Here is a 22,446-nt window from a genome sequence, read left to right as displayed (position 1 = left end):
GCGGCGCGGGACAGGACCACACGGGGACGCGGAGGGGGCGGGCAGGCACGGCAGCCGGGGCCGCCGCCGTGCCGCGGCCCCGGACCGCGCCGGACGCCGCCACGCGGCCCGGCCGTGCCTCCGGGGTCGCCCGCGGCGCCGTCGTGCTCGCCGTCGGCGGTGTGCTCGTCAGCGGCTGCGCGGGGATGCCTGACCAGGGGGACGTTCGCCAGGTGCGGGCCTCCAATCCGGGCGACTCGCAGGTACGGGTCTATGCGGTGCAGCCGCGTGAGGGAGCCGCGCCGGACGAGATCGTCGACGGCTTCCTGGAGGCGATGACCAGCGACGACGCCGGCTTCGCGACCGCGCGCAAGTACCTCACCAAGGAGGCGGCGCTCACCTGGCGGCCGGAGGAGCGCATCACCGTGCTCGCCACCGCGCCCGACCGCAAGCAGCCCGACCGGCCCGACGACCGGGACGCGCGAGAGCTGACGTACCCGATCTCCGGGCGGCAGATCGCGACCGTCGACGCCCGGCACGCCTACCAGCCGATCAGCCCCGCCGACTTCTTGCGCTCCATCCACCTGGTGCAGGTGGACGTCGAGGACGGGCAGGGCAACGGCAAGGAGTGGCGGATCGACCGGCTGCCGCCGGGCCTGGTGCTCAGCGAGTCCGACTTCCAGCGCAACTACCGGTCGATCAACAAGTACTACTTCGCGTCCGGCGAGGACTGGGTGGTCGCGGACCCGGTCTACGTCCGCAACCGGCAGGACCCGGTCACCCGCATGGACCCGGTGGCGCAGACCGTCAAGGCGCTGCTCGAGGGACCGACGAACTGGCTGAAGCAGGTCGTCGACTCGCGTTTCCCGACCGGTACCGCGCTGAAGGAGGGCGTCACCACCCTCGCCCCGGACGACCAGAGCACCCTCAAGGTGCCGCTCAACGACAAGGCGGCGCACGTGGGCCGCAAGCAGTGCCGGCGGATGGCGGCGCAGCTGCTGTTCACCCTCGCCGACCTGCAGTCGGTGCGGATCGAGCAGGTCGAGCTGCAGCGGTCCAACGGCTCGCAGCTGTGCGTGGGCAGCAAGGCGCAGGCGGAGGAGTTCGCGCCGGTGCGGGAGTCCGGCCGCGCGGAGAACGCGTTCTTCGTCGACGGCCGCGGCACGCTGATGATGCTGCCGACGGGCGGCAAGGAGGTCGGCAGCCCGAGCGCCACGCTCGGCCCGTTCGGCAAGGGCCTGGCGCCGTTGCAGTCCGTCGCCGTGTCCCGGGACGAGAGCCGGGCGGCCGGGGTGAGCCAGGACGGCCGTCGGCTGAGCGTCTCGTCGATCATCTCCGACCACGAGCCGCGGGCGCCCAAGGTCACCAGTACGGCGGCCCGGCCCCAGGACCGGCTGTCCGCGCCGAGCTGGGACGGGCGCGGCGACCTGTGGGTGGCCGACCGCAACCCGCTCAGGCCGCGGCTGCTGATGGTGCCGGACGGCGAGGGCACGGCCGTCCCGGTCCGCACCCCGTGGCTGGAGAGCGGTACGCGCGTCGAGGCGCTGAGGGTGTCCGCCGACGGCGTCCGGGTCGCGCTGCTCCTGCACGAGCAGGGCCGTACGACGCTGCAGATCGGGCGGATCGAGCGGCAGACCGGGCCCTCGGGCCGGCCGGTGGTGTCCGTGGTCGAGCCGCAGCGCGCCGCGCCGCGCCTGGAGTCCGTCTCCGCGGTCTCGTGGGCGGGCCCGAGCCGGCTCGTCGTGGTCGGCACGGAGGCCGGGGGCGTGGAGCAGGTCCGGTACATCCTGACGGACGGCTCGACGTCGGCCACGTCGGTGCTGCCCGGCCTGAATGAGGTCAAGGAGGTCGCCGCGCCGCACGACGACCGCGCGCCGGTCGTGGCGAACTCGCAGAGCGACGGCATCGTCCGGCTCGCGCCCGGCGCGAACTGGCAGCCGATGATCAAGGCCGGCTCCTCGCCCGTCTACCCGGGCTAGCCGCCCTTCGGACGGGCCGGCGACGGCCGCGGGCGCAGGGCTTCGGTCGCCGGAATCGAACAGGCCGGGAGGTGGCACTCAGGGCCGCTCGGCGGCCTCGCGCGGGGCCGGGCGCGGTGGTTGTCCACAGCGGTGGCCGGATCCGCCGGTCCGGCGCACAGTGGTGGCATGCGGGGCTGGTGGCGCGAGATCGCCGGGCTGGTGCTGCCGGTCGCCTGCGGAGGCTGCGGCAGCCCCCGTACGCCGCTGTGCGCGCCGTGCGCCCGGATGCTGCACGGTGAGCCCGCTCGGCGGGTGCGGCCGTCGCCCGAGCCTCCGGGGCTGCCGGCGGTCCATGCCGCCGCGCCGTACGAAGGGGCCGTGCGCGCCGTGCTGCTCGCGCACAAGGAACGCGGGGCGCTGGGCCTCGCCGGACCGCTCGGCACGGCGCTGGCCGGGGCCGTGCGCGCCGCTGCCGAGCCTTGTGCCGCCGCCGGGGCGCGGCCTCTCCTCCTCGTACCGGTGCCCTCCTCGCGGCGCGCCGTACGGGCGCGTGGCCACGATCCGACGCGCCGGATCGCCCTGGCCGCGGCGGCTCTGCTGCGCCGCTCGGGGAGGCCGGCGCGGGTGCTCCCCGTCCTGCGCCAGTGCCGCGAGGTGGCCGACCAGTCCGGGCTGGGCGCCCGCGCCCGGAGCGCGAACCTGCGCGGCGCCCTGGAGGTCGTGCCCGGCGGCGAACGGCTGCTGGGCCAAGGGCCGGTGGTCCTCGTCGACGACCTCATGACCACGGGCGCCTCGCTCACGGAGGCGGCCCGTGCACTGAGTGCCGTTCACGGGCCGTTCACCGAGGGATTCACCCGTCCGGCGGCCGCCGTCGTGGCGTCCGTTCCCCGTTCGTTCGAAATAAACCGGAACTCGGGGGGAACACGCAACGTTGCAGGTGGTGAGAGGGGAAAAGCACCTCTTCGGAGGTAAGTGCTGGTAGCAGGTGCCGACACCCGTCGGAGCGAGCTATGTTCGGGTGTGAGGAGAGCGAATGCTACGCCTCAGCGAATGCATGAGTGCGCCTACAGGACAGGAGTTCAGGGCGAATTAACCTGCGGTCGGTGGGGTGGGGATCTTGCCGACTGGGGAGGAGGAGGTGAAAGTCGCCAGTCCGAGGCTCCGGCGATCGTCCGGAGCTTGGTGCAAAGGGAGAAGCTCAGCGGCAGCAGAGCCGACCTGAGCGATCCGGGAACGGAGTTCTGCGTGGACATCGTCGTCAAGGGCCGCAAGACCGAGGTGCCCGAGCGGTTCCGCAAGCACGTGGCCGAGAAGCTGAACCTGGAGAAGATCCAGAAGCTCGACGGCAAGGTGATCAGCCTCGACGTCGAGGTGTCCAAGGAGCACAACCCGCGGCAGGCCGACCGGTCCGACCGCGTGGAGATCACCGTCCATTCCCGAGGCCCGGTGATCCGGGCGGAAGCATCGGCGGCCGACCCCTACGCAGCGCTCGACCTGGCCCACGGCAAGCTCGAGGCCCGGCTGCGCAAGCAGCACTCCAAGAGGTCCACGCGCCGTGGCACCGGACGGCTGTCGGCCGCCGAAGTGCCCGAAGTGGTCCCGGACGTGGCCACCCTGAACGGCAGCGGCGAGCCGGTCCCCTCGGAAGAGTCGGGCGCGGTGCCCACCAAGATGATGGGCTCCGTCGAGGTCCGGGGCGAAGGACCGCTGGTGGTGCGGGAGAAGACCCACAAGGCCGCTCCCATGACGCTCGACCAGGCGCTCTACGAGATGGAACTGGTCGGGCACGACTTCTATCTGTTCGTGGACTCCGACAACAAGCAGCCCAGCGTGGTCTACCGGCGGCACGCCTACGACTACGGCGTGATCCACCTCGAGTCCGACCCGCTCGCCGGTGAGGAAGGCCGCGGCGCCGGCGGCTCGCTCGGCGGCTGACGGCCGGCCCACCCGTCCTCGTGGTGCCCCTGGAGCGCCCTGTGCGCCCCCAGGGGCACCCGCGTGCGACCACGGGATCACCGCTTCGGCGCCCGGGCATGGAATCATGGCGAGCAGGCCAACCGGTGCTCCGTGGACTGCGGTTGGCGACCGAACACGTACTTCAGGCCACGGCCTTCAGGGGGCGGAACGATGGCGGACAGCTTCGGGCCGGTGCACGGCGGGCGGATGCCCGACGGCGCGGCCACCCCGGAGGGACCGGATCCGGACAGCGGGGCGTCCCGCAAGGAGCCGATTCGCGTCCTGGTGGTGGACGACCATGCCCTGTTCCGCAGAGGTCTGGAGATCGTGCTCGCCCAGGAGGAGGACATCCAGGTCGTCGGAGAGGCGGGCGACGGGGCGGAGGCCGTCGACAAGGCCGCGGACCTGCTGCCGGACATCGTCCTGATGGACGTGCGGATGCCCAAGCGGGGCGGGATCGAGGCGTGCACCTCCATCAAGGAGGTGGCCCCCAGCGCGAAGATCATCATGCTGACGATCAGCGACGAGGAGGCGGACCTCTACGACGCGATCAAGGCGGGTGCGACGGGCTATCTCCTCAAGGAGATCTCCACCGACGAGGTCGCCACCGCCATTCGCGCGGTCGCCGACGGCCAGTCGCAGATCAGTCCCTCCATGGCGTCGAAACTCCTCACGGAGTTCAAGTCGATGATCCAGCGCACCGACGAGCGGCGGCTGGTGCCGGCGCCCCGGCTTACCGACCGGGAACTCGAGGTGCTGAAGCTGGTCGCCACCGGAATGAACAACCGCGACATCGCCAAGGAGTTGTTCATTTCCGAGAACACCGTGAAGAACCACGTCCGGAACATCCTGGAGAAGCTGCAGCTGCACTCCCGGATGGAGGCCGTGGTCTACGCGATGCGGGAGAAGATCCTCGAGATCCGCTGAGCGAGCCGGCGAGGGGCGCCAGCCCGCGCGCCCGCCGCCGAACCCCAGCCCCCGCGCCGCCGCCCGGCCCCCGCCCGCTCAGTCCAGGGCGGCGACCAGCGCGGGCGTGAGCTCGGGGCGGTTCACCTGCTCGATCCGGACCGCGTCGCAGCCCACCCACTCAGCAGCCTCGCGCAGTGCCCGGGCCATCGGCTCGACGGCCTTCGGGGCGTCCAGGCTCACCTGGCGGGCGACCAGCGTGCGCCCCTCGCGCGCCGGGTCTACCCGGCCGAGCAGCCTGCCGCCGGAGAGCAGCGGCATCGCGAAGTAGCCGTGCACCCGCTTCTGCTTCGGCACGTACGCCTCCAGGCGGTGCGTGAAGCCGAAGATCCGCTCCGTGCGCGCCCGCTCCCAGATCAGTGAGTCGAACGGCGAGAGCAGCGTCGTACGGTGCCGGCCGCGCGGCTCGGTCGCGAGGGCCGCCGGGTCCGCCCAGGCGGGCTTGGACCACCCGGCCACTGTCACCGGCACCAGGCCGGAGTCCGCCACCACCGCGTCGAACTGCTCGCCCTTGAGCCGGTGGTAGTCCGCGATGTCGGCCCGGGTGCCCACGCCGAGCGCCTCGCCGGCCTGCCGCACCAGGCGCCGTACGCACTCGGCGTCGTCCAGGTCGTCGTGCAGCAGTGTCTCCGGGATCGCCCGCTCCGCGAGGTCGTAGACCCGCTTCCAGCCGCGCCGCTCGACGCAGACCACCTCGCCGTACATCAGGGCCCGCTCCACGGCGACCTTGGACTCCGACCAGTCCCACCACTCGCCCTTGTTCTTCGCGCCGCCCAGCTCCGTGGCCGTCTGCGGGCCCTCGGCGCGCAGCTGCTTGATCACCAGGTCGTACGCGCCGTCCGCGAGCTCGTGGTACCACTGCGGCCGGCTGCGGTAGGCACGGCGGCGGAACGCGAAGTGCGGCCACTCCTCGACGGGCAGGATGCACGCCGCGTGCGACCAGTACTCGAAGGCGTGCGGAGCCGCGCCGTCGGACCCGGTCGACCAGTAGGCGTCCTCGACGGCGCCGCGGCCCACCGCGCCCAGCCGGGCGTACGGGATCAGTTCGTGCGAGCGGGCCAGCACCGAGATCGTGTCCAGCTGCACCGCGCCCAGGTGCCGCAGCACCCCGCGCACCCCGGCCCGCCGGTCGGGCGCGCCCAGGAAGCCCTGGGCCCGCAGGGCGATGCGGCGGGCTTCGTCGGCGGACAGTTCGGCTGCGGGGCGGGGCTGCGGCACGGTCGTCATGCCTCGCACCCTAGGCCCCGGCACTGACAGCCGGGCCGCGGTCCGCCCCCTCCCGGGCGGGCAGGTACGGCAGGACCGACGGCAGGCCCAGGTCCGACGGCAGGAGCGCGCCGATCCAGCAGTCCCGCAGCGTGCCCTTGTTCACCAGGCCCGCCCTCAGCACGCCCTCGACCCGGAAACCGATCTTCTCCGCCACCGCGCGCGAGGGGACGTTGCCGACCTCGGCCCGCCACTCCAGGCGCGGGCAGCCGAGCTCGGTGAAGGCCCAGCGGGCGACGGCGAGCGCCGCCTCGGTGAGGTGGCCGCGGCCCCGGTGCTCCTTGTCCGTCCAGAAGCCGATCTCCCAGCCGCCCGCGCGCGGGTCGTGCAGGCTCAGGGCGCCGATCGGGCGGCCGCCCTCGCGCAGGCGCAGGGCGAAGGTGTACTCGGTGTCGCGGCGCCAGCCGTCGGGGACCATGCGGTGCAGGAAGTACTCGGCGTCCTGCCGCCCGTACGGCGAGGGGATGGTCGTCCAGCGCTGGATCTCGGGATCCTGGCAGCTCGCGTACACCGCGTCCGCGTCCTCGGGGAGGAACGGATCGAGCAGCAGGCGGTCGGTGGTGAGGGTGACGGGCTCCATGAACGGATTCTGGTCCGGCCCCGCCGCCGAAGCGAACACTTTTCGGGACTTGCGGCACCTTCCGAGCGCCTCGTGCGTTCTCCTTCCGGGCGGCAGTTCGCATCGAGGCCGGTGGACCTCCCTGAGCGGCGGTCTCCTCGCTTACGATGGCCGGTGCGGCGGGGACCACCTGCCGCGCCCGTGCCAGTGTCCATGACAAGACCCAGTGCCAGGCCCGACCGGCAAGGAGACCAACCTCAGTGTCCGTCTTCAACAAGCTCATGCGTGCAGGCGAAGGCAAGATCCTGCGCAAACTGCACCGCATCGCGGACCAGGTCAACTCCATCGAAGAGGATTTCGTCAACCTCTCCGACGCCGAGTTGCGGGCGCTCACCGATGAGTACAAGGAGCGCTACGCCAACGGCGAGAGCCTCGACGACCTGCTCCCCGAGGCGTTCGCCACCGTCCGGGAGGCGGCCAAGCGCGTCCTCGGCCAGCGCCACTACGACGTCCAGCTCATGGGCGGCGCCGCGCTGCACCTCGGCTACGTCGCCGAGATGAAGACCGGTGAGGGCAAGACCCTCGTCGGCACGCTCCCCGCGTACCTCAACGCACTGTCCGGCAAGGGCGTGCACATCATCACGGTCAACGACTACCTGGCCGAGCGCGACTCGGAGATGATGGGCCGCGTCCACCGCTTCCTGGGCCTGACCGTCGGCTGCATCCTCGCCAACATGACCCCGGCGCAGCGCCGCGAGCAGTACGCCTGCGACATCACGTACGGCACGAACAACGAGTTCGGCTTCGACTACCTGCGCGACAACATGGCGTGGTCCGCGGACGAGCTCGTCCAGCGCGGTCACAACTACGCCTGCGTCGACGAGGTCGACTCCATCCTGGTCGACGAGGCCCGTACGCCGCTGATCATCTCCGGCCCGGCCGACCAGGCCACCAAGTGGTACGGCGACTTCGCCAAGCTGGTCACCCGCCTGACCAGGGGCGAGCCCGGCAACCCGCTGAAGGGCATCGAGGAGACCGGCGACTACGAGGTCGACGAGAAGAAGCGCACCGTCGGCATCCACGAGTCCGGCGTCGCCAAGGTCGAGGACTGGCTGGGCATCGACAACCTGTACGAGTCGGTGAACACGCCCCTCGTCGGCTACCTGAACAACGCCATCAAGGCGAAGGAACTGTTCAAGAAGGACAAGGACTACGTCGTCATCGACGGCGAGGTCATGATCGTCGACGAGCACACCGGCCGTATCCTCGCCGGCCGCCGCTACAACGAGGGCATGCACCAGGCGATCGAGGCGAAGGAAGGGGTGCAGATCAAGGACGAGAACCAGACGCTCGCCACGATCACCCTGCAGAACTTCTTCCGCCTCTACGACAAGCTCTCCGGCATGACCGGTACGGCCATGACCGAGGCCGCCGAGTTCCACCAGATCTACAAGCTGGGCGTCGTCCCGATCCCGACGAACCGGCCCATGCAGCGCAAGGACCAGCCGGACCTGATCTACCGGACCGAGGTCGCGAAGTTCGCCGCCGTCGTCGACGACATCGCCGAGCGCCACGAGAAGGGCCAGCCGGTCCTCGTAGGCACCACGTCCGTCGAGAAGTCCGAGTACCTCTCGCAGCAGCTCGCCAAGCGCGGCATCCCGCACGAGGTGCTCAACGCCAAGCACCACGAGCGCGAGGCGGCGATCGTCGCCCAGGCCGGCCGCCGGGGCGCGGTCACCGTCGCCACGAACATGGCCGGCCGCGGTACGGACATCAAGCTCGGCGGCAACCCGGACGACCTCGCCGAGGCCGAGCTGCGCCAGGCGGGCCTGGACCCGGTGGAGCACGTCGAGGAGTGGGCCGCGGCCCTGCCCGGCGCGCTGGAGCGGGCCGAGAAGGCCGTGAAGGCGGAGTTCGAGGAGGTCAAGGAGCTCGGCGGCCTGTACGTGCTGGGCACCGAGCGCCACGAGTCCCGCCGTATCGACAACCAGCTCCGCGGCCGTTCCGGCCGCCAGGGCGACCCGGGCGAGTCCCGCTTCTACCTCTCCCTCGGCGACGACCTGATGCGCCTGTTCAAGGCCGCGATGGTCGAGCGCGTGATGGCCATGGCCAACGTGCCGGACGACGTGCCGATCGAGAACAAGATGGTCACCCGCGCCATCGCCTCCGCCCAGTCCCAGGTCGAGGGCCAGAACTTCGAGACGCGCAAGAACGTCCTGAAGTACGACGAGGTCCTCAACCGGCAGCGCGAGGTCATCTACGGCGAGCGCCGCCGCGTCCTGGAGGGCGAGGACCTGCACGAGCAGATCCGCCACTTCATGGACGACACGATCGACGACTACATCCGCCAGGAGACCGCCGAGGGCTTCGCGGAGGAGTGGGACCTCGACCGTCTGTGGAACGCGTTCAAGCAGCTCTACCCGTGCAAGGTCACGATCGAGGAGCTGGAGGACGCGGCGGGCGACCGGGCCGGCCTCACCGCCGACTTCATCGCCGAGGCGGTCAAGGACGACATCCACGAGCAGTACGACGCCCGTGAGCAGCAGCTCGGCTCGGACATCATGCGCGAGCTGGAGCGCCGCGTGGTCCTGTCGGTGCTGGACCGCAAGTGGCGCGAGCACCTCTACGAGATGGACTACCTCCAGGAGGGCATCGGCCTGCGCGCCATGGCGCAGAAGGACCCCCTGGTCGAGTACCAGCGCGAGGGCTTCGACATGTTCTCCGCGATGATGGAGGGCATCAAGGAGGAGTCCGTCGGCTACCTGTTCAACCTGGAGGTCCAGGTCGAGCAGCAGGTCGAGGAGGTCCCGGTCCAGGACGCCGCCGAGAAGACCTCGCTGGCCAAGGAGGGCGCCCCGGCGGGCGCGCGTCCGGAGATCCGCGCCAAGGGCCTGGACGCGCCGCAGCGGCCGGACCGGCTGCACTTCACCGCGCCCAAGGTCGACGGCGACGGCTCGGTCGTCGAGGGCGACTGGGCGACCGACGAGGCCGCGGCCGGCGACGGGATGACCCGCGCGGAGCGCCGCAAGGCGCAGAAGGGCGGCGGCGGCCGCCGCCGCAAGAAGTAGGCCACGGGCCCCGGCAGGGGCCGTCGCGGAGGGCCGGGCACCCGGATCGGGCGCCCGGCCCTCCGGCGTGTCCGGGCGCCGAGGGCCGTCCGGCGGTCCTACGGCCGCGGGCGGCGCGACTGGGCGGGGACGCGGGGCGGCTGGTCGTCCAGTTCGACTGCGGCGCAGCGCCAGCGGCGGTCGGTGGCCCGCTCCAGGCGGAACGCCATGGCGCGCACCCGCTCGCCGGTGGCCACGACCGCGGAGACCTCCATGACCCTGGGCTCGACCGCGCGGTCCTGCTGCACACGGCAGCGGCGCAGGACCGGCCGTACGCCGCCCCGGCCGCCGAAGGGCACGCCCGGGGCGAGCTGGACGAGCTGCTCGTACGCCGGCCCGACGGTCTGGCCCAGCATCCAGTGGACGGGCCGCTCGCCGCTCAGGACGGCGAGAAGCCGCTCGGCGAACAGCGCGGGCGCGGGCAGCGCGCGGACCGGCGTACGGCGGCGCGAGCCCTCGCCGGGGCGGAGGTTCCCGGGGCGGGCGTTGCCCGGCCGGGCCGTGCCGGGCCGGGTGGTGCGGGGGCGGGTCGTGCTGGTCATGGCGGGGGTCCCCGTTTCGGTCGCGCCCGGAGGGGCATACCGGGCGGTAACTTCTGTTGGGGATCTTGTACGGGCGGGCTCCGCGGGCCCGCAAGGCACGCTCCCGGCCGTGGCGGCGGCCGTCGGATTCACCTATCAGAGTGAGTCCCGCCGGCCGCGGGCGTTCCGGCGGGCCCGCGGGCCGGGTGACCGCCCGCGCGCCGGTGGACGGGCCCCGCACGGCCTCCGGCACCCCGAAGGGGGACCTGCGCACGTATCCTGAGGGCGTTTCCGACTACGAAAGCGGCCAGCCATGCGCGTGTACGTCCCTCTGACCCTCCCCGGACTCGCACAGGCGCACAAGACCGGCGAGCTGGGCCCCGGCCCGCTGACCGCCTACGCCGTCACCCCCGCGCTGCGCGAGTGGTACGTCTCCGACGACATCGAGGAGCTCGAGTACGCGGCCCTCAACCGCGCCGCGGCCGCCTCGCTGCGCCTGCTGGCCGGCGACCCCGCCGCGGCCCGCCGCCGGGTCGTCGTCGCGGTCGACGTGCCGGACCGGGAGGCCACCGTCGACCCCGACCGCGGCCTCGACGCCTCCTCGCTCGGCGAGGTCCGCGTCGCCGGTCCCGTACCGCTGGCCAAGGCCGCGGCGGTGCACGCCGACGCGGACGACGCCGAGGCCGACGTCGCCGCCGCGGCGGACGCGCTGGGCGCGGCGGACCAGGGCGACGACGACGCCCGCTTCGTGGTGGACGGCGCGGAGGACCACGAGCTGCTCTGGTACGGCGTGCAGGAGATCCCCGGCCTCCTCGCCTGAGGCGGGCCTGCACAGCACAGGACCGGCTGTCGGAGGCGGGCTGTACCGTTGCCGGTCATGGGGAAGCACCTGGTCTGGGACTGGAACGGCACGCTGCTCGACGACATCCACGCGGTCATCGGGGCGACCAACGCCGCCTTCGAGGAGCTCGGCCTCGAACCGATCACGCTGGAGCGGTACCGCGAGCTGTACACGGTGCCGGTGCCGAAGTTCTACGAGCGGCTGATGGGACGCCTGCCCACGGACGCCGAGTGGCTCGTCATGGACGACGCCTTCCACAAGCACTACTGGGCCCGGGCAAACGCCTGCGGGCTCACGGCGGGCGCCGCGGAGCTGCTCGCCGAGCGTCAGGCGGCCGGGCGGACGCAGTCGCTGCTCTCCCTGGCCCCGCACGACCGGCTGATACCGATCGTGCGGCGGCACGGCATCGAGGAGCGGTTCGTCCGCGTGGACGGGCGGCTCGACACGTCGACGTCCGGCAAGGCGGAGCACATGGTGCGGCACCTGCGGGCGCTGCCGGGCGTCGTGCCCGAGAGCGTCGTCGTCATCGGTGACGCGGCCGACGACGCCATCGCGGCGGCGCACGTGGGGGCGCGGGCGGTGCTCTTCACCGGCGGCTCGCACAGCCGGGCGTCCCTCGCGCGGGTGGGCGTGCCGGTCGTCGACTCCCTGGAGGAGGCCGTCGCCGTGGCGGAGGAGCTGGCCTAGCCGCGCAGCCGGCCCCCTGCCCGTACGGCCCCTGCCTGTACGGCCCCTGCCTGTACGACCCCTGCCCGTACGACCCTCAGCCTGCCGGAGCCGTGTGCCTGAGGATCTTCAGGAACTCGCGCATCCACGTCGGGTGGTCCGGCCAGGCCCGGGACGAGACCAGGGTGCCGTCGACCACCGCCTCCGCGTCCTGGAACGTGGCGCCCGCGGCCTGCATGTCCGGTTCGAGGGCCGGGTACGACGTGACGCGGCGGCCCTCCAGGCCGCCGACCACGGCCGTCAGCAGGGGTCCGTGGCAGATCTGCGCGACCGGCTTGTCCGCGTCGAAGAACGCCTTCAGGATCTTCCGCAGCTCCAGGTCGTTGCGGAGGTACTCCGGCGCGCGCCCGCCCGGGATCACCAGGGCGACGTAGTCCGCGGGAGCCACCTCCGAGAACGCCAGGTCGGCCGGCCAGGTGTAGCCGGGCTTCTCCGTGTACGTGTCGTAGCCCGGCTCGAAGTCGTGGACGACGAAGCGCAGTTGCTTGCGCGTCGGCGCCGCGATGTGCACCTCGTACCCTTCCTCCTGGAGTCGCTGGTAGGGGTAGAGGACTTCCAGCGATTCCGCCGCGTCGCCCGTCACGATCAGGATCTTCGGTGTCATGGGACGCCTCCCGGATCTCGGTGCAGCCTGCGAGAAGGACATGTGTCGCTGTCCAGAACGTCAAACTTCGCCCCCTGCTTTTGTACACATACGGCTCATGACGATCCAGGGGTCCGGAGCGATAGGCTTTTCCCGTGATCAGCGCCATACGCCGAGGGGGCAGCGAAGCCCCCGGCCCGCGCCCGGAGTGCCACCGCGCCCGGGCGAGCAGGGCGATCGCTGATCTTCTCCGGGCCGGCCCGTCGCCGAAAATGGCCGATAAGGGACCGGACCTCTCTCATCCCGGCATAACGTCGACAGCGACCGGACACCCCGGGTCGCGGCGTTGCGCCATTTCTTCCACCGACGTCACGCAACGGCGCGCGACAGGAGCCAGAGGACATGCAGACCAAGCTGGACGAAGCAAAGGCCGAGCTGCTCGCACGGGCCGCCCGGGTAGCTGAGAACAGCCCGGTCGGGGGGCGACTTCCGACGGGCCCGGAGGGCGGGGAGCGCCCGGACCGGGACACCCTGTTCGAGTACCTCCAGCGCTACTACCTGCACACCGCGCCCGAGGACCTCCAGGACCGCGACCCGGTGGACCTCTTCGGCGCCGCGATGTCGCACGCCCGGCTGGCCGAGAACCGCCCGCAGGGCACCGCGAACGTCCGCGTGCAGACCCCCACGGTCGAGGAGAACGGCTGGACGTCCACCCACTCCGTGGTCGAGGTCGTCACCGACGACATGCCGTTCCTGGTCGACTCGGTCACCAACGAGCTGTCCCGTCAGGGCCGCGGCATCCACGTGGTGATCCACCCGCAGGTCGTCGTCCGCCGCGACGTCACCGGCAAGCTCATCGAGGTCCTCACCGGCGAGCCCAAGGGCGACCTGCCGCACGACGCGCTCACCGAGTCGTGGATCCACGTCGAGATCGACCGCGAGACCGACCGCGCCGACCTCAAGCAGATCACCTCCGACCTGCTCCGCGTCCTGTCCGACGTCCGCGAGACCGTCGAGGACTGGGAGAAGATGCGCGACGCCGCGCTGCGCATCGCCGAGGGCCTGCCCGACGAGCCGGTCGCCGACGACCTGCGCCCCACGGAGGTGGAGGAGGCCCGCGAGCTGCTGCGCTGGCTCGCCGCCGACCACTTCACCTTCCTCGGCTACCGCGAGTACGAGCTCGTCGACGGCGACGCCCTGACGGCCGTCCCCGGCACCGGGCTCGGCATCCTGCGCTCCGACCCGCACCACAGCGGCGACGACCACCACGCCCACCCGGTCTCGCAGTCCTTCAGCCGGCTGCCCGCCGACGCCCGCGCCAAGGCGCGCGAGCACAAGCTGCTGATCCTCACCAAGGCGAACAGCCGCGCCACCGTGCACCGGCCCTCGTACCTGGACTACATCGGCGTCAAGAAGTTCGACGCCCAGGGCAACGTCATCGGCGAACGCCGCTTCCTCGGCCTGTTCTCGTCCGCCGCGTACACCGAGTCCGTCCGCCGCGTCCCGGTCATCAGCCGCAAGGTCGCCGAGGTCCTGGAGGGCGCCGGCTTCTCGCCGAACAGCCACGACGGCCGCGACCTGCTGCAGATCCTGGAGACCTACCCGCGCGACGAGCTGTTCCAGACGCCCGTCGACGAACTGCGCTCCATCGTCACCTCCGTCCTCTACCTGCAGGAACGCCGCCGGCTGCGGCTCTACCTGCGCCAGGAGGAGTACGGCCGCTTCTACTCGGCGCTCGTCTACCTGCCCCGCGACCGGTTCAACACCACGGTCCGCGAGCGGCTGACGGACATCCTCAAGGAGGAGCTCGACGGCACCAGCGTCGACTTCACCCTGATGAGCACCGAGTCGGTCCTCACCCGGCTGCACTTCGTCGTGCGCGTCGCGCCCGGCACCGAGCTCAGCCACCTGTCCGACGCCGACAAGGAGCGCATCGAGGCCCGGCTCGCCGACGCCGCCCGCTCCTGGGCCGACGGCTTCGGCGAGGCGCTGCACGCCGAGTTCGGCGAGGAGCGCGCCGCCGAGCTGCTGCGCCGCTACGGCAACGCCTTCTCCGAGGGCTACAAGGCCGACCACTCGCCGCGCGCCGCCGTCGCCGACCTGGGTCACCTGGAGCAGCTCAAGAGCAGCGGCAAGGACTTCGCGCTCTCGCTGTACGAGCCGGTCGGCAGCGGCCCCGGCGAGCGCCGCTTCAAGATCTACAAGGCCGGACCGCAGGTCTCCCTCTCCGCCGTGCTGCCGGTGCTCAACCGGCTCGGCGTCGAGGTCGTCGACGAGCGCCCGTACGAGCTGCGCTGCGCGGACCGTGAGGCGCACGCCTGGGTGTACGACTTCGGCCTGCGGATGCCCGCCGCCACCGGCGACTACCTGGGCGACGACGCCCGCGAGCGGTTCCAGGAGGCCTTCGCCGCCACCTGGACCGGCGCGGCCGAGAACGACGGCTTCAACGCGCTGGTGCTGTCCGCCGGGCTGAACTGGCGCCAGGCCATGGTGCTGCGCGCCTACGCCAAGTACCTGCGGCAGGCCGGCTGGGCCTTCAGCCAGGACTACATGGAGGACACCCTCCGCAACAACGTCCACACCACCCGGCTGCTCGTCTCCCTCTTCGAGGCCCGCCTGTCGCCGGAGCGCCAGCGCGCCGGCACGGAGCTGATCGACGGCCTCCTGGAGGAGCTGGACGGCGCCCTGGACCAGGTCGCCTCCCTGGACGAGGACCGCATCCTGCGGGCCTTCCTCACCCTGATCAAGGCCACGCTGCGGACGAACTTCTTCCAGAAGAACGCGGACGGCGCCCCGCACTCCTACGTGTCGATGAAGTTCGACCCGCAGGCCATCCCGGACCTGCCGGCCCCGCGTCCGGCGTTCGAGATCTGGGTGTACTCGCCGCGCGTCGAGGGCGTACACCTGCGCTTCGGCAAGGTCGCCCGGGGCGGTCTGCGCTGGTCCGACCGCCGCGAGGACTTCCGCACCGAGATCCTCGGCCTGGTCAAGGCGCAGATGGTGAAGAACACCGTCATCGTGCCGGTCGGCGCCAAGGGCGGCTTCGTCGCCAAGCAGCTGCCGGACCCGGCCCTGGACCGCGACGCCTGGCTGGCCGAGGGCATCGCCTCCTACAAGACCTTCATCTCGGCGCTGCTCGACATCACCGACAACCTGGTCGGCGGCGAGGTCGTGCCGCCGGCAGACGTGGTCCGCCACGACGAGGACGACACGTACCTCGTCGTCGCCGCCGACAAGGGCACCGCCACCTTCTCCGACATCGCCAACGGCGTCGCGGAGGAGTACGGCTTCTGGCTCGGCGACGCCTTCGCCTCCGGCGGCTCGGCCGGCTACGACCACAAGGGCATGGGCATCACCGCCCGCGGCGCCTGGGAGTCCGTCAAGCGGCACTTCCGCGAGCTGGGCCACGACACCCAGACCGAGGACTTCACCGTCGTCGGCGTCGGCGACATGTCCGGCGACGTCTTCGGCAACGGCATGCTGCTCTCCGAGCACATCCGCCTCGTCGCGGCCTTCGACCACCGGCACATCTTCGTCGACCCGAACCCGGACGCGGCCGTCTCGTACGCCGAGCGCCGCCGCCTGTTCGAGCTGCCGCGCAGCTCCTGGGCCGACTACGACACCGAGCTGCTGTCCGCGGGCGGCGGCGTCCACCCGCGCACGGCCAAGTCGATCCCGGTCAACGCGCACATGCGAGCCGCCCTCGGCATCGAGGACGGGGTCACCAAGATGACCCCGGCCGAGCTGATGAAGGCGATCCTCCAGGCGCCCGTCGACCTGGTGTGGAACGGCGGCATCGGCACGTACGTGAAGGCCTCCGTCGAGTCCAACGCGGACGTCGGCGACAAGGCCAACGACGCGATCCGCGTCAACGGCCAGGACGTGCGCGCCAAGGTCATCGGCGAGGGCGGCAACCTCGGCGCGACCCAGCTGGGCCGCATCGAGTTCGCCCGCTCCGGCGGCCCCGAGGGCCTGGGCGGCAAGGTCAACACCGACGCCATCGACAACAGCGCCGGCGTGGACACCTCCGACCACGAGGTCAACATCAAGATCCTGCTCAACGGGCTGGTCGCCGAGGGCGACATGACCGTCAAGCAGCGCAACAAGATCCTCGCGGAGATGACCGACGAGGTCGGCTCCCTCGTCCTGCGCAACAACTACGCGCAGAACACGGCCCTCGCCAACGCCGTCGCCCAGTCCCCGTCCCTGCTCCACGCCCACCAGCGCTTCATGCGCCGGCTGGGCCGCGACGGGGCCCTGGACCGGTCGCTGGAGTTCCTGCCCAACGACCGGCAGATCCGCGAACTGCTCAACGCCGGCAAGGGCCTGAGCCAGCCGGAGCTCGCCGTGCTGCTCGCCTACACCAAGATCACGGTGGCGGACGAGCTCATCGGCACCGAGCTGCCGGACGACCCGTACCTGCGCGGGCTGCTGCACGCGTACTTCCCGACGCAGCTGCGCGAGAAGTTCGCCGAGGCGGTCGACAACCACCCGCTGCGCCGCGAGATCATCACCACGGTCCTGGTCAACGACACGGTCAACACCGGTGGTTCGACGTTCCTGCACCGCCTCCGCGAGGAGACCGGCGCGTCGATCGAGGAGATCGTCCGCGCGCAGACCGCCGCCCGCGCCATCTTCCGGCTCGGCGAGGTCTGGGACGCGGTCGAGGCCCTCGACAACAAGGTGCCGGCCGAGGTGCAGACCCGGATGCGGCTGCACTCGCGGCGGCTCGTCGAGCGCGGTACGCGCTGGCTGCTGGGCAACCGGCCGCAGCCGCTGCAGCTGGCCGAGACGATCGAGTTCTTCTCCGAGCGGGTCGAGCAGGTCTGGGCGAAGCTGCCGCAGCTGCTGCGCGGCGCTGACCTGGAGTGGTACCAGTCGATCCTCGACGAGCTGACCTCGGTCGGCGTGCCGGAGGAGCTGGCGCTGCGGGTCGCGGGCTTCTCGTCCGCCTTCCCGACGCTCGACGTGGTGGCCATCGCGGACCGCACCGGCAAGGACCCGCTGGCGGTCGCCGAGGTGTACTACGACCTGGCCGACCGGCTGCGGATCACGGACCTGATGGACCGGATCATCGAACTGCCGCGCAACGACCGGTGGCAGTCGATGGCCCGCGCCTCGATCCGCGAGGACCTGTTCGCCGCGCACGCCGCACTCACCGCGGACGTGCTGGCCGCCGGGAACGGCACCTCCACCCCGGAGGAGCGGTTCAAGGCCTGGGAGCAGAGGAACACGGCGATCCTGGGCCGGGCGCGCACGACGCTGGAGGAGATCCAGGGCTCGGACACCTTCGACCTGGCGAACCTGTCCGTGGCGATGCGGACCATGCGCCAGCTGCTGCGGACGCACAGCTAGCCGACGGCAGGCGCGGCCGGCCGAGAGCAGACACGGCTGGCCGACAGCAGGCACGCTCGGCTGACGGCGGATACTGCTCGTCACGCCGTCGCTCAAGGGGGCGCCCCCGCCGGTTTCCGGCGGGGGCGCCCCTTGTCGTACGCGGCTCGGCCCTCGGGCTCGCCTTGGGTGCCCTGGGCTCGTTCAGCCCTTGGGCTCGCTCACCGAGGTCCGCCACAGGCCCCGGCAGGCCAGGAACCCGGCCGCGAGCAGCAGCCCGTTGCGGGCGACCATGACGGCGAGCCCGGCGGGGGTGCCGGCGAGCACGTCCTCGTACAGGACGGGGTACGCGAGCGCGCTCAGCGCCGTCGCGGGCAGGAGCAGCAGCACCGCCGGGCGCATCACCGTCTCCCGGCAGGTCAGGCAGACCGCGGCGAGACCGAGCAGCCAGACCAGGTACTGGGGGCTGATGACCCGGCTGGTGAGGGTGAACAGCAGCACCGCGGCGAAGGCCGCGTCGAGCGGGGTGGCCGCGGTCCAGCGGCGGGCCCGCACCCGCCACACGACCAGCCAGCAGCAGGCGGCCAGGGTGGCGAGCAGCGCCAGCACCTCGACGTACGAGATGTGCGGACCGACGTACTCGAAGGCCCCGTAGCGGTACTGGACGCGGCCCGGCCAGAGGCCGACGGCGCGGGCCAGCGCGAGGGCCGTGCCGCCGAGCGACTCGATCTGGATGCCCCGGGCGCCCTGCTGGACCAGGAAGTCCAGCGGGTGCCGGAACATCACGCCCAGCGCGATCAGCAGCGCGACGCCCGTGGTGCAGGCGGCCAGCCACGCCTCGCGGGTGGAGCGGCCGCGGGGCGTGCCGATGAGGGTGAGCGCCGGCCACACCTTGATCAGCGCCCCGAGGCCGGCGAGCGCGCCGCCGAGCGCGGGCCGGGCGCGCAGTACCAGCAGGGCGAGCACCGCGACGGCGGTGGTCTGGACGTCGTACCGGGCCAGGGGGATGTGCAGCAGCAGCGGCAGGCCGCAGACCCACACCCAGGCGCCGTGGGTGACGCGGTCGCTGTCGGCGAGGGCGAGCGCGACGGTCACGACCGCGTCGGCGAGCAGCACGAGGGCGACGAACGCCTGGAAGTACGTGAACCAGGGGAGCGCGGCGGGGGAGCCGATGACGAGGGCGGCGCCGGGCGGGTACTGCCAGGTGGGGTCGTCGGGCGGGAAGGTGCCGTGGGCCAGCCGGTCGTACCAGAGCCGGTACAGGACGTGCACCTCGCGGCCGACGCCGCCGATGCCGAGGCTGTCGCGCCACAGCAGCACCAGCATGCCCAGCCGGGTGACGAGCCAGACGGAGGCGAGCGCGATCTGGGGGCCGTAGCCGGTGGCGACGAAGGTGGCGGAGGTGAAGGCCTCCGACTCGAACGGCGAGCGGGTCAGAGACGGCGGAGGGGCGGCCGTACGGCCGACGGACCCGGTCGTGGCGGGGCCGTCGGCAGCACGTCCGCTCCGGCCGCGCCCGACGGCCCACCGCGCCCGCCGCAGAGCGGCGGCCCGCAGCGTCCGCGCGGGGGGCGGCGGGGCGTCGAGGTCGGGCGCGGGCGGGCGGGGGTCGGAGCGGTCGGGCGGGCGGGCGTCCGCGGGGGAGCCGGTGGCGGTGTCGGATGCCGCGCCGAGCGCGGCCCGGCGGGCCGCCTCGGGGGCGGGGCGGGGGGAGCCCTCGGTGACGGGCCCGGGGGGTGCCCCGGCGGCGGACGCGGCGGGTCCGGCGGCGGACTCGGGCGCGGTGACGAGGGCCGCCTCGGGGGCGGCGCCCGTGGGCGCGTCGAGGGCGGCCTCCGGCGCGGGCCCCGTGCCGGTACCGAGCGTGGCCTCCGGCGCAGGCCCTGTGGCGGCGGCCTCCGGGGCGGCGCGCGTGGGGGCGGCCTCCGGGGAGGGGCCCGTGGTGGGGGGTTCGGGTGGGGTGAGGGGCGGTTCGGGCGGGGCGGGTGCGTGATCGTTCGTCATCAGGGCCGCACTCTAGTCCGGTTCGCCCCTTAACTCCCGGTCTTCGCGGCCCGACTCCCGGTCCCGGCGGCCTTCTTGGTGAACTCCTCGTACGCCGCGACCACCTCGGCCGCCGGCCCGTCCGCGCGCAGCGTGCCCGCCTCCAGCCAGAGCGCGCGGTCGCAGGTGCGGGCGATCGTCGCGTTGCTGTGGCTCACCAGGAACACCGTGCCCGCCTGGGCCCGCAGCTCCTCGATCCGTTCCTGGCTCCGGGCCCGGAACTTCGCGTCGCCGGTGGACAGCGCCTCGTCGATCAGCAGCACGTCGTGCGACCTGGCCGCGGCGATGGAGAAGCGCAGCCGGGCGCCCATGCCGGAGGAGTAGGTGCGCATCGGGCGGGAGATCGCGTCGTCCTTCTCGTTGATCCCCGAGAAGTCCACGATCTCCTGGTACCGCGCCTCGATCTCGGCGCGGGTCATGCCCATCGCGAGCCCGCCGAGGATGACGTTCCGCTCGCCGGTCAGGTCGTTCATCAGGGCCGCGTTGACGCCGAGCAGCGCCGGACGGCCCTGCGTGTAGATCAGGCCGCGGTTCACCGGGAGCAGCCCGGCGACGGCCCTGAGCAGCGTCGACTTCCCGGAGCCGTTCGAACCGATCAGGCCGATCGCCTCGCCCCGGTACGCGGCGAAGCTCACGCCCTTGACCGCGTGGACCTGCCGGGCGGCGGGGCCGGGCCGCCGGGACAGGATCCGGCCCAGCGCGGAGGCGGCGCCGGCCCTCGGGGCGCGGCCGCCCTGCACGGTGTACGTGACGTGCGCATCGTCGACGACGACGGTCGGGGTGCGGGTGTCGTGCTCAGCCACGGCCGTACGTCTCCTCTCCCTGCCAGAACCGGACGAAGCCGCCCACGAACGCGAGCAGCGCCCAGCCGGCGGCCAGGGGCCAGGCGTGCGGCGGCAGCTGCTCCACGGTGAAGCTGTCCACCAGCGCGAGGCGGACGAGGTCGATGTAGAGCGCGGCCGGATTGGCCTGCAGAAGGGTGACGGCGAGGTCCGGGAGCCGGCCGGCCCCCGCGAGGTGGTGCAGCGACCACATGACGCCCGAGGCGTACATCCAGGTCCGCAGCACGAACGGCATGAGCTGCGAGACGTCCGGCGTGCGGGCCGCGAGCCGGGCCATCACCAGGGCGAGCCCGGTGTTGAACAGGGCCTGCAACGCCAGCGCCGGGACCGCCAGCAGCCAGCCCGCGTCCGGGAACTCGCCGAAGCAGCACAGGATGACCGCGAGCGCGCCCAGCGAGAAGGCGAGCTGCTGGAGCTGCTGCAGCGCCAGCGCGATGGGGAGGCTCGCGCGCGGGAAGTGCAGGGCGCGGACCAGGCCCAGGTTCCCGCTGATCGCGCGGGTGCCGGCGAGGACGGACTGGGCGGTGAAGGTCCACACGAACACGCCGGTGAGCAGGAACGGCACGTAGTCGGGGACGCCGTGCCGGACGTCCATGATCACGCCGAAGATCACGTAGTACACGGCCGCGTTGAGCAGCGGGGTCATCAGCTGCCAGAGCTGGCCCAGCTTCGCCTGGCTGTACTGGGCGGTCAGCCGGGCGGTCGCGAAGGCGGCGATGAAGTGCCGGCGCGACCAGAGCTGCCGGACGTACGCGGGCAGGCTCGGCCGCGCGCCGCTCACGGTCAGGCCGTGGCGCAGGGCGAGGGCGCGCAGGTCCTCGGCCGGTGGCGCCGGCGGCGCCTGGGGCGGGGTGTCGATGAGGGTCACGGGCTCCCTTTCGCTCGACGGCGGTTTCGCTCGACGGCGGTGCGGCGGGGTGGCGGTGGGCGGGCGGTGAAAGGCGTCGGTGGCGGTGGGCGGGCGGTGAGAAGGCGTCGGCGGCGCCGGATGGGCGTCGGTGGCGATGGACGGCGCGCGTCCGCGTAGCCCGGTCCGCGACGTCACGACGGGACGGGTCCGTATCGTCGTGACGTGAGCGTAGGCCCCTCCGACGTCGGAACGCAACCGTCTCGTCGTGACGTGGCCGTGGCATCATCCTGTGCATGACCACTTCCCCCGGTTCCCCCCGCCGCACCCCCGCCGGCGCGGCCGTGCTGCGCGAGGAGGTCACCGACGCCATCCGCGCCGCCGTCTTCGAGGAACTGGCCGCCGTGGGCTTCGCCCGCATGTCCATCGAGGGCATCGCGCGCCGCGCGGGCGTGGGGAAGACCGCCGTCTACCGGCGCTGGAAGTCCAAGCTGTCGCTCGTCCTCGACCTCGTCGGGGCCGTCGCCGTCCAGGGCCTGCCCGCGCCCCGGACCGGCTCCCTGCACGGGGACGTACGCGCCCTCCTGGAGCTCGCCGCGCACGCCCTGCGGCACCCCGTGGCCTCGCAGGTCATCCCGGACCTGCTCGTGGAGGCGCAGCGCAACCCGGAGATCGCCGACGCGATCAAGGCCGCGCTGCTCGACGGGCAGCAGGGCGTGGTGGCCCAGGTGGTGCGCGAGGCCGTGGCCCGCAGGGAGCTGCCCGAGGGCGCGGACCCGGACCGCGCCCTCGACCTGGTCGTCGGACCGCTGTACTGGCGGCTGGTCGTCGTACGCGGCGAGCTGCCGCCCGGCTACCTGGACGACCTCGCGCGCAGCGCGGTCGCCGCGCTCACCGCGTAGCCACGTACCGCGG

At 72.6% G+C, this 22,446-nt stretch carries 16 protein-coding genes; 9 read left to right on the top strand and 7 right to left on the bottom strand.

Annotated elements, in window-relative coordinates; genetic code table 11:
- Positions 1-185: 185 nt before the first annotated feature.
- The 4 genes from ACNJ93_RS11985 (at position 186) to ACNJ93_RS11970 (ending at position 4,823) form a co-directional block, all read left to right on the top strand.
- The gene (locus ACNJ93_RS11985; protein ID WP_418961378.1) at positions 186-1,958 is read left to right on the top strand and encodes an LpqB family beta-propeller domain-containing protein; all 1,773 of its coding nucleotides are present in this window, start codon (positions 186-188) and stop codon (positions 1,956-1,958) included.
- A 168-nt stretch (positions 1,959-2,126) separates the two neighbouring features.
- A complete protein-coding gene (locus tag ACNJ93_RS11980; protein ID WP_418957374.1) occupies positions 2,127-2,912 on the top strand; it encodes a ComF family protein in 786 nt (261 codons plus the stop codon).
- 273 nt (positions 2,913-3,185) lie between these two features.
- On the top strand, positions 3,186-3,875 hold the full coding sequence (gene hpf / locus ACNJ93_RS11975; protein WP_418961377.1) for a ribosome hibernation-promoting factor, HPF/YfiA family: 690 nt from the start codon (positions 3,186-3,188) through the stop codon (positions 3,873-3,875).
- Between the two features lie 192 nt (positions 3,876-4,067).
- Positions 4,068-4,823: a response regulator gene (locus tag ACNJ93_RS11970; protein WP_418957373.1), complete on the top strand. Its 756-nt coding sequence runs from the start codon at positions 4,068-4,070 to the stop codon at positions 4,821-4,823.
- 78 nt (positions 4,824-4,901) lie between these two features.
- Here the strand turns inward: ACNJ93_RS11970 and ACNJ93_RS11965 are convergent, their stop codons facing one another.
- Positions 4,902-6,089: a winged helix-turn-helix domain-containing protein gene (locus ACNJ93_RS11965; protein ID WP_418957372.1), complete on the bottom strand. Its 1,188-nt coding sequence runs from the start codon at positions 6,087-6,089 to the stop codon at positions 4,902-4,904.
- 10 nt (positions 6,090-6,099) lie between these two features.
- Positions 6,100-6,708: a GNAT family N-acetyltransferase gene (locus tag ACNJ93_RS11960; RefSeq protein ID WP_418957371.1), complete on the bottom strand. Its 609-nt coding sequence runs from the start codon at positions 6,706-6,708 to the stop codon at positions 6,100-6,102.
- 239 nt (positions 6,709-6,947) lie between these two features.
- Here ACNJ93_RS11960 and secA point away from each other — a divergent pair, with 239 nt between their 5' ends.
- Entirely contained in the window at positions 6,948-9,755 is a 2,808-nt protein-coding gene (gene secA / locus ACNJ93_RS11955; protein WP_418957370.1) for a preprotein translocase subunit SecA, read from the top strand.
- Positions 9,756-9,853: 98 nt separating this feature from the next.
- On the opposite strand, the gene ACNJ93_RS11950 is transcribed toward secA, so the two are convergent.
- Positions 9,854-10,336: an Rv3235 family protein gene (locus tag ACNJ93_RS11950; RefSeq protein WP_418957369.1), complete on the bottom strand. Its 483-nt coding sequence runs from the start codon at positions 10,334-10,336 to the stop codon at positions 9,854-9,856.
- Between the two features lie 292 nt (positions 10,337-10,628).
- Between ACNJ93_RS11950 and ACNJ93_RS11945 the strand changes: the two genes are divergently transcribed.
- Together ACNJ93_RS11945 and ACNJ93_RS11940 are read left to right on the top strand one after the other, a co-directional pair.
- Complete coding sequence (locus ACNJ93_RS11945; RefSeq protein ID WP_418957368.1) at positions 10,629-11,135, top strand: DUF6912 family protein; 507 nt, start codon at positions 10,629-10,631, stop codon at positions 11,133-11,135.
- Positions 11,136-11,192: 57 nt separating this feature from the next.
- The gene (locus tag ACNJ93_RS11940) at positions 11,193-11,843 is read left to right on the top strand and encodes an HAD family hydrolase (RefSeq protein ID WP_418957367.1); all 651 of its coding nucleotides are present in this window, start codon (positions 11,193-11,195) and stop codon (positions 11,841-11,843) included.
- Between the two features lie 76 nt (positions 11,844-11,919).
- Here the strand turns inward: ACNJ93_RS11940 and ACNJ93_RS11935 are convergent, their stop codons facing one another.
- Positions 11,920-12,486 (bottom strand): DJ-1/PfpI family protein, encoded by a 567-nt coding sequence (locus ACNJ93_RS11935; protein ID WP_418957366.1) that lies wholly within the window; start codon positions 12,484-12,486, stop codon positions 11,920-11,922.
- A gap of 381 nt (positions 12,487-12,867) precedes the next feature.
- On the opposite strand from ACNJ93_RS11935, the gene ACNJ93_RS11930 reads away from it, so the two are divergent.
- The gene (locus ACNJ93_RS11930) at positions 12,868-17,820 is read left to right on the top strand and encodes an NAD-glutamate dehydrogenase (protein ID WP_418957365.1); all 4,953 of its coding nucleotides are present in this window, start codon (positions 12,868-12,870) and stop codon (positions 17,818-17,820) included.
- A 183-nt stretch (positions 17,821-18,003) separates the two neighbouring features.
- Here the strand turns inward: ACNJ93_RS11930 and ACNJ93_RS11925 are convergent, their stop codons facing one another.
- From ACNJ93_RS11925 to ACNJ93_RS11915, 3 genes are read right to left on the bottom strand one after another with little or no spacing between them, the layout of a single operon-like run.
- Positions 18,004-19,803 (bottom strand): glycosyltransferase 87 family protein, encoded by a 1,800-nt coding sequence (locus tag ACNJ93_RS11925; RefSeq protein ID WP_418957364.1) that lies wholly within the window; start codon positions 19,801-19,803, stop codon positions 18,004-18,006.
- Between the two features lie 29 nt (positions 19,804-19,832).
- A complete protein-coding gene (locus ACNJ93_RS11920) occupies positions 19,833-20,645 on the bottom strand; it encodes an ABC transporter ATP-binding protein (RefSeq protein WP_418957363.1) in 813 nt (270 codons plus the stop codon).
- Positions 20,638-21,552, bottom strand: coding sequence for an ABC transporter permease (locus ACNJ93_RS11915; RefSeq protein ID WP_418957362.1), 915 nt, complete (start codon positions 21,550-21,552; stop codon positions 20,638-20,640). Before ACNJ93_RS11915 ends, ACNJ93_RS11920 begins: the two co-directional genes overlap by 8 nt.
- Positions 21,553-21,827: 275 nt before the next feature.
- Here ACNJ93_RS11915 and ACNJ93_RS11910 point away from each other — a divergent pair, with 275 nt between their 5' ends.
- A complete protein-coding gene (locus tag ACNJ93_RS11910; RefSeq protein WP_418957361.1) occupies positions 21,828-22,433 on the top strand; it encodes a TetR/AcrR family transcriptional regulator in 606 nt (201 codons plus the stop codon).
- Positions 22,434-22,446 lie beyond the last annotated feature (13 nt).

The sequence above is a fragment of the Streptomyces tritici genome (assembly GCF_048500665.1).
Taxonomy (GTDB): domain Bacteria; phylum Actinomycetota; class Actinomycetes; order Streptomycetales; family Streptomycetaceae; genus Streptomyces; species Streptomyces tritici.
This window is presented reverse-complemented; position numbering and strand designations above follow the sequence as displayed.

Coding starts and splice junctions, on each gene's coding strand:
- ACNJ93_RS11940 (WP_418957367.1), top strand. CDS start 11,193: ATGGGGAAGCACCTGGTCTGGGACTGGAACGGCACGCTGCTCGACGAC.
- ACNJ93_RS11910 (WP_418957361.1), top strand. CDS start 21,828: ATGACCACTTCCCCCGGTTCCCCCCGCCGCACCCCCGCCGGCGCGGCC.
- ACNJ93_RS11965 (WP_418957372.1), bottom strand. CDS start 6,089: ATGACGACCGTGCCGCAGCCCCGCCCCGCAGCCGAACTGTCCGCCGAC.
- ACNJ93_RS11985 (WP_418961378.1), top strand. CDS start 186: ATGCCTGACCAGGGGGACGTTCGCCAGGTGCGGGCCTCCAATCCGGGC.
- ACNJ93_RS11950 (WP_418957369.1), bottom strand. CDS start 10,336: ATGACCAGCACGACCCGCCCCCGCACCACCCGGCCCGGCACGGCCCGG.
- ACNJ93_RS11945 (WP_418957368.1), top strand. CDS start 10,629: ATGCGCGTGTACGTCCCTCTGACCCTCCCCGGACTCGCACAGGCGCAC.
- ACNJ93_RS11935 (WP_418957366.1), bottom strand. CDS start 12,486: ATGACACCGAAGATCCTGATCGTGACGGGCGACGCGGCGGAATCGCTG.
- ACNJ93_RS11925 (WP_418957364.1), bottom strand. CDS start 19,803: ATGACGAACGATCACGCACCCGCCCCGCCCGAACCGCCCCTCACCCCA.
- ACNJ93_RS11960 (WP_418957371.1), bottom strand. CDS start 6,708: ATGGAGCCCGTCACCCTCACCACCGACCGCCTGCTGCTCGATCCGTTC.
- ACNJ93_RS11980 (WP_418957374.1), top strand. CDS start 2,127: ATGCGGGGCTGGTGGCGCGAGATCGCCGGGCTGGTGCTGCCGGTCGCC.
- ACNJ93_RS11930 (WP_418957365.1), top strand. CDS start 12,868: ATGCAGACCAAGCTGGACGAAGCAAAGGCCGAGCTGCTCGCACGGGCC.
- ACNJ93_RS11970 (WP_418957373.1), top strand. CDS start 4,068: ATGGCGGACAGCTTCGGGCCGGTGCACGGCGGGCGGATGCCCGACGGC.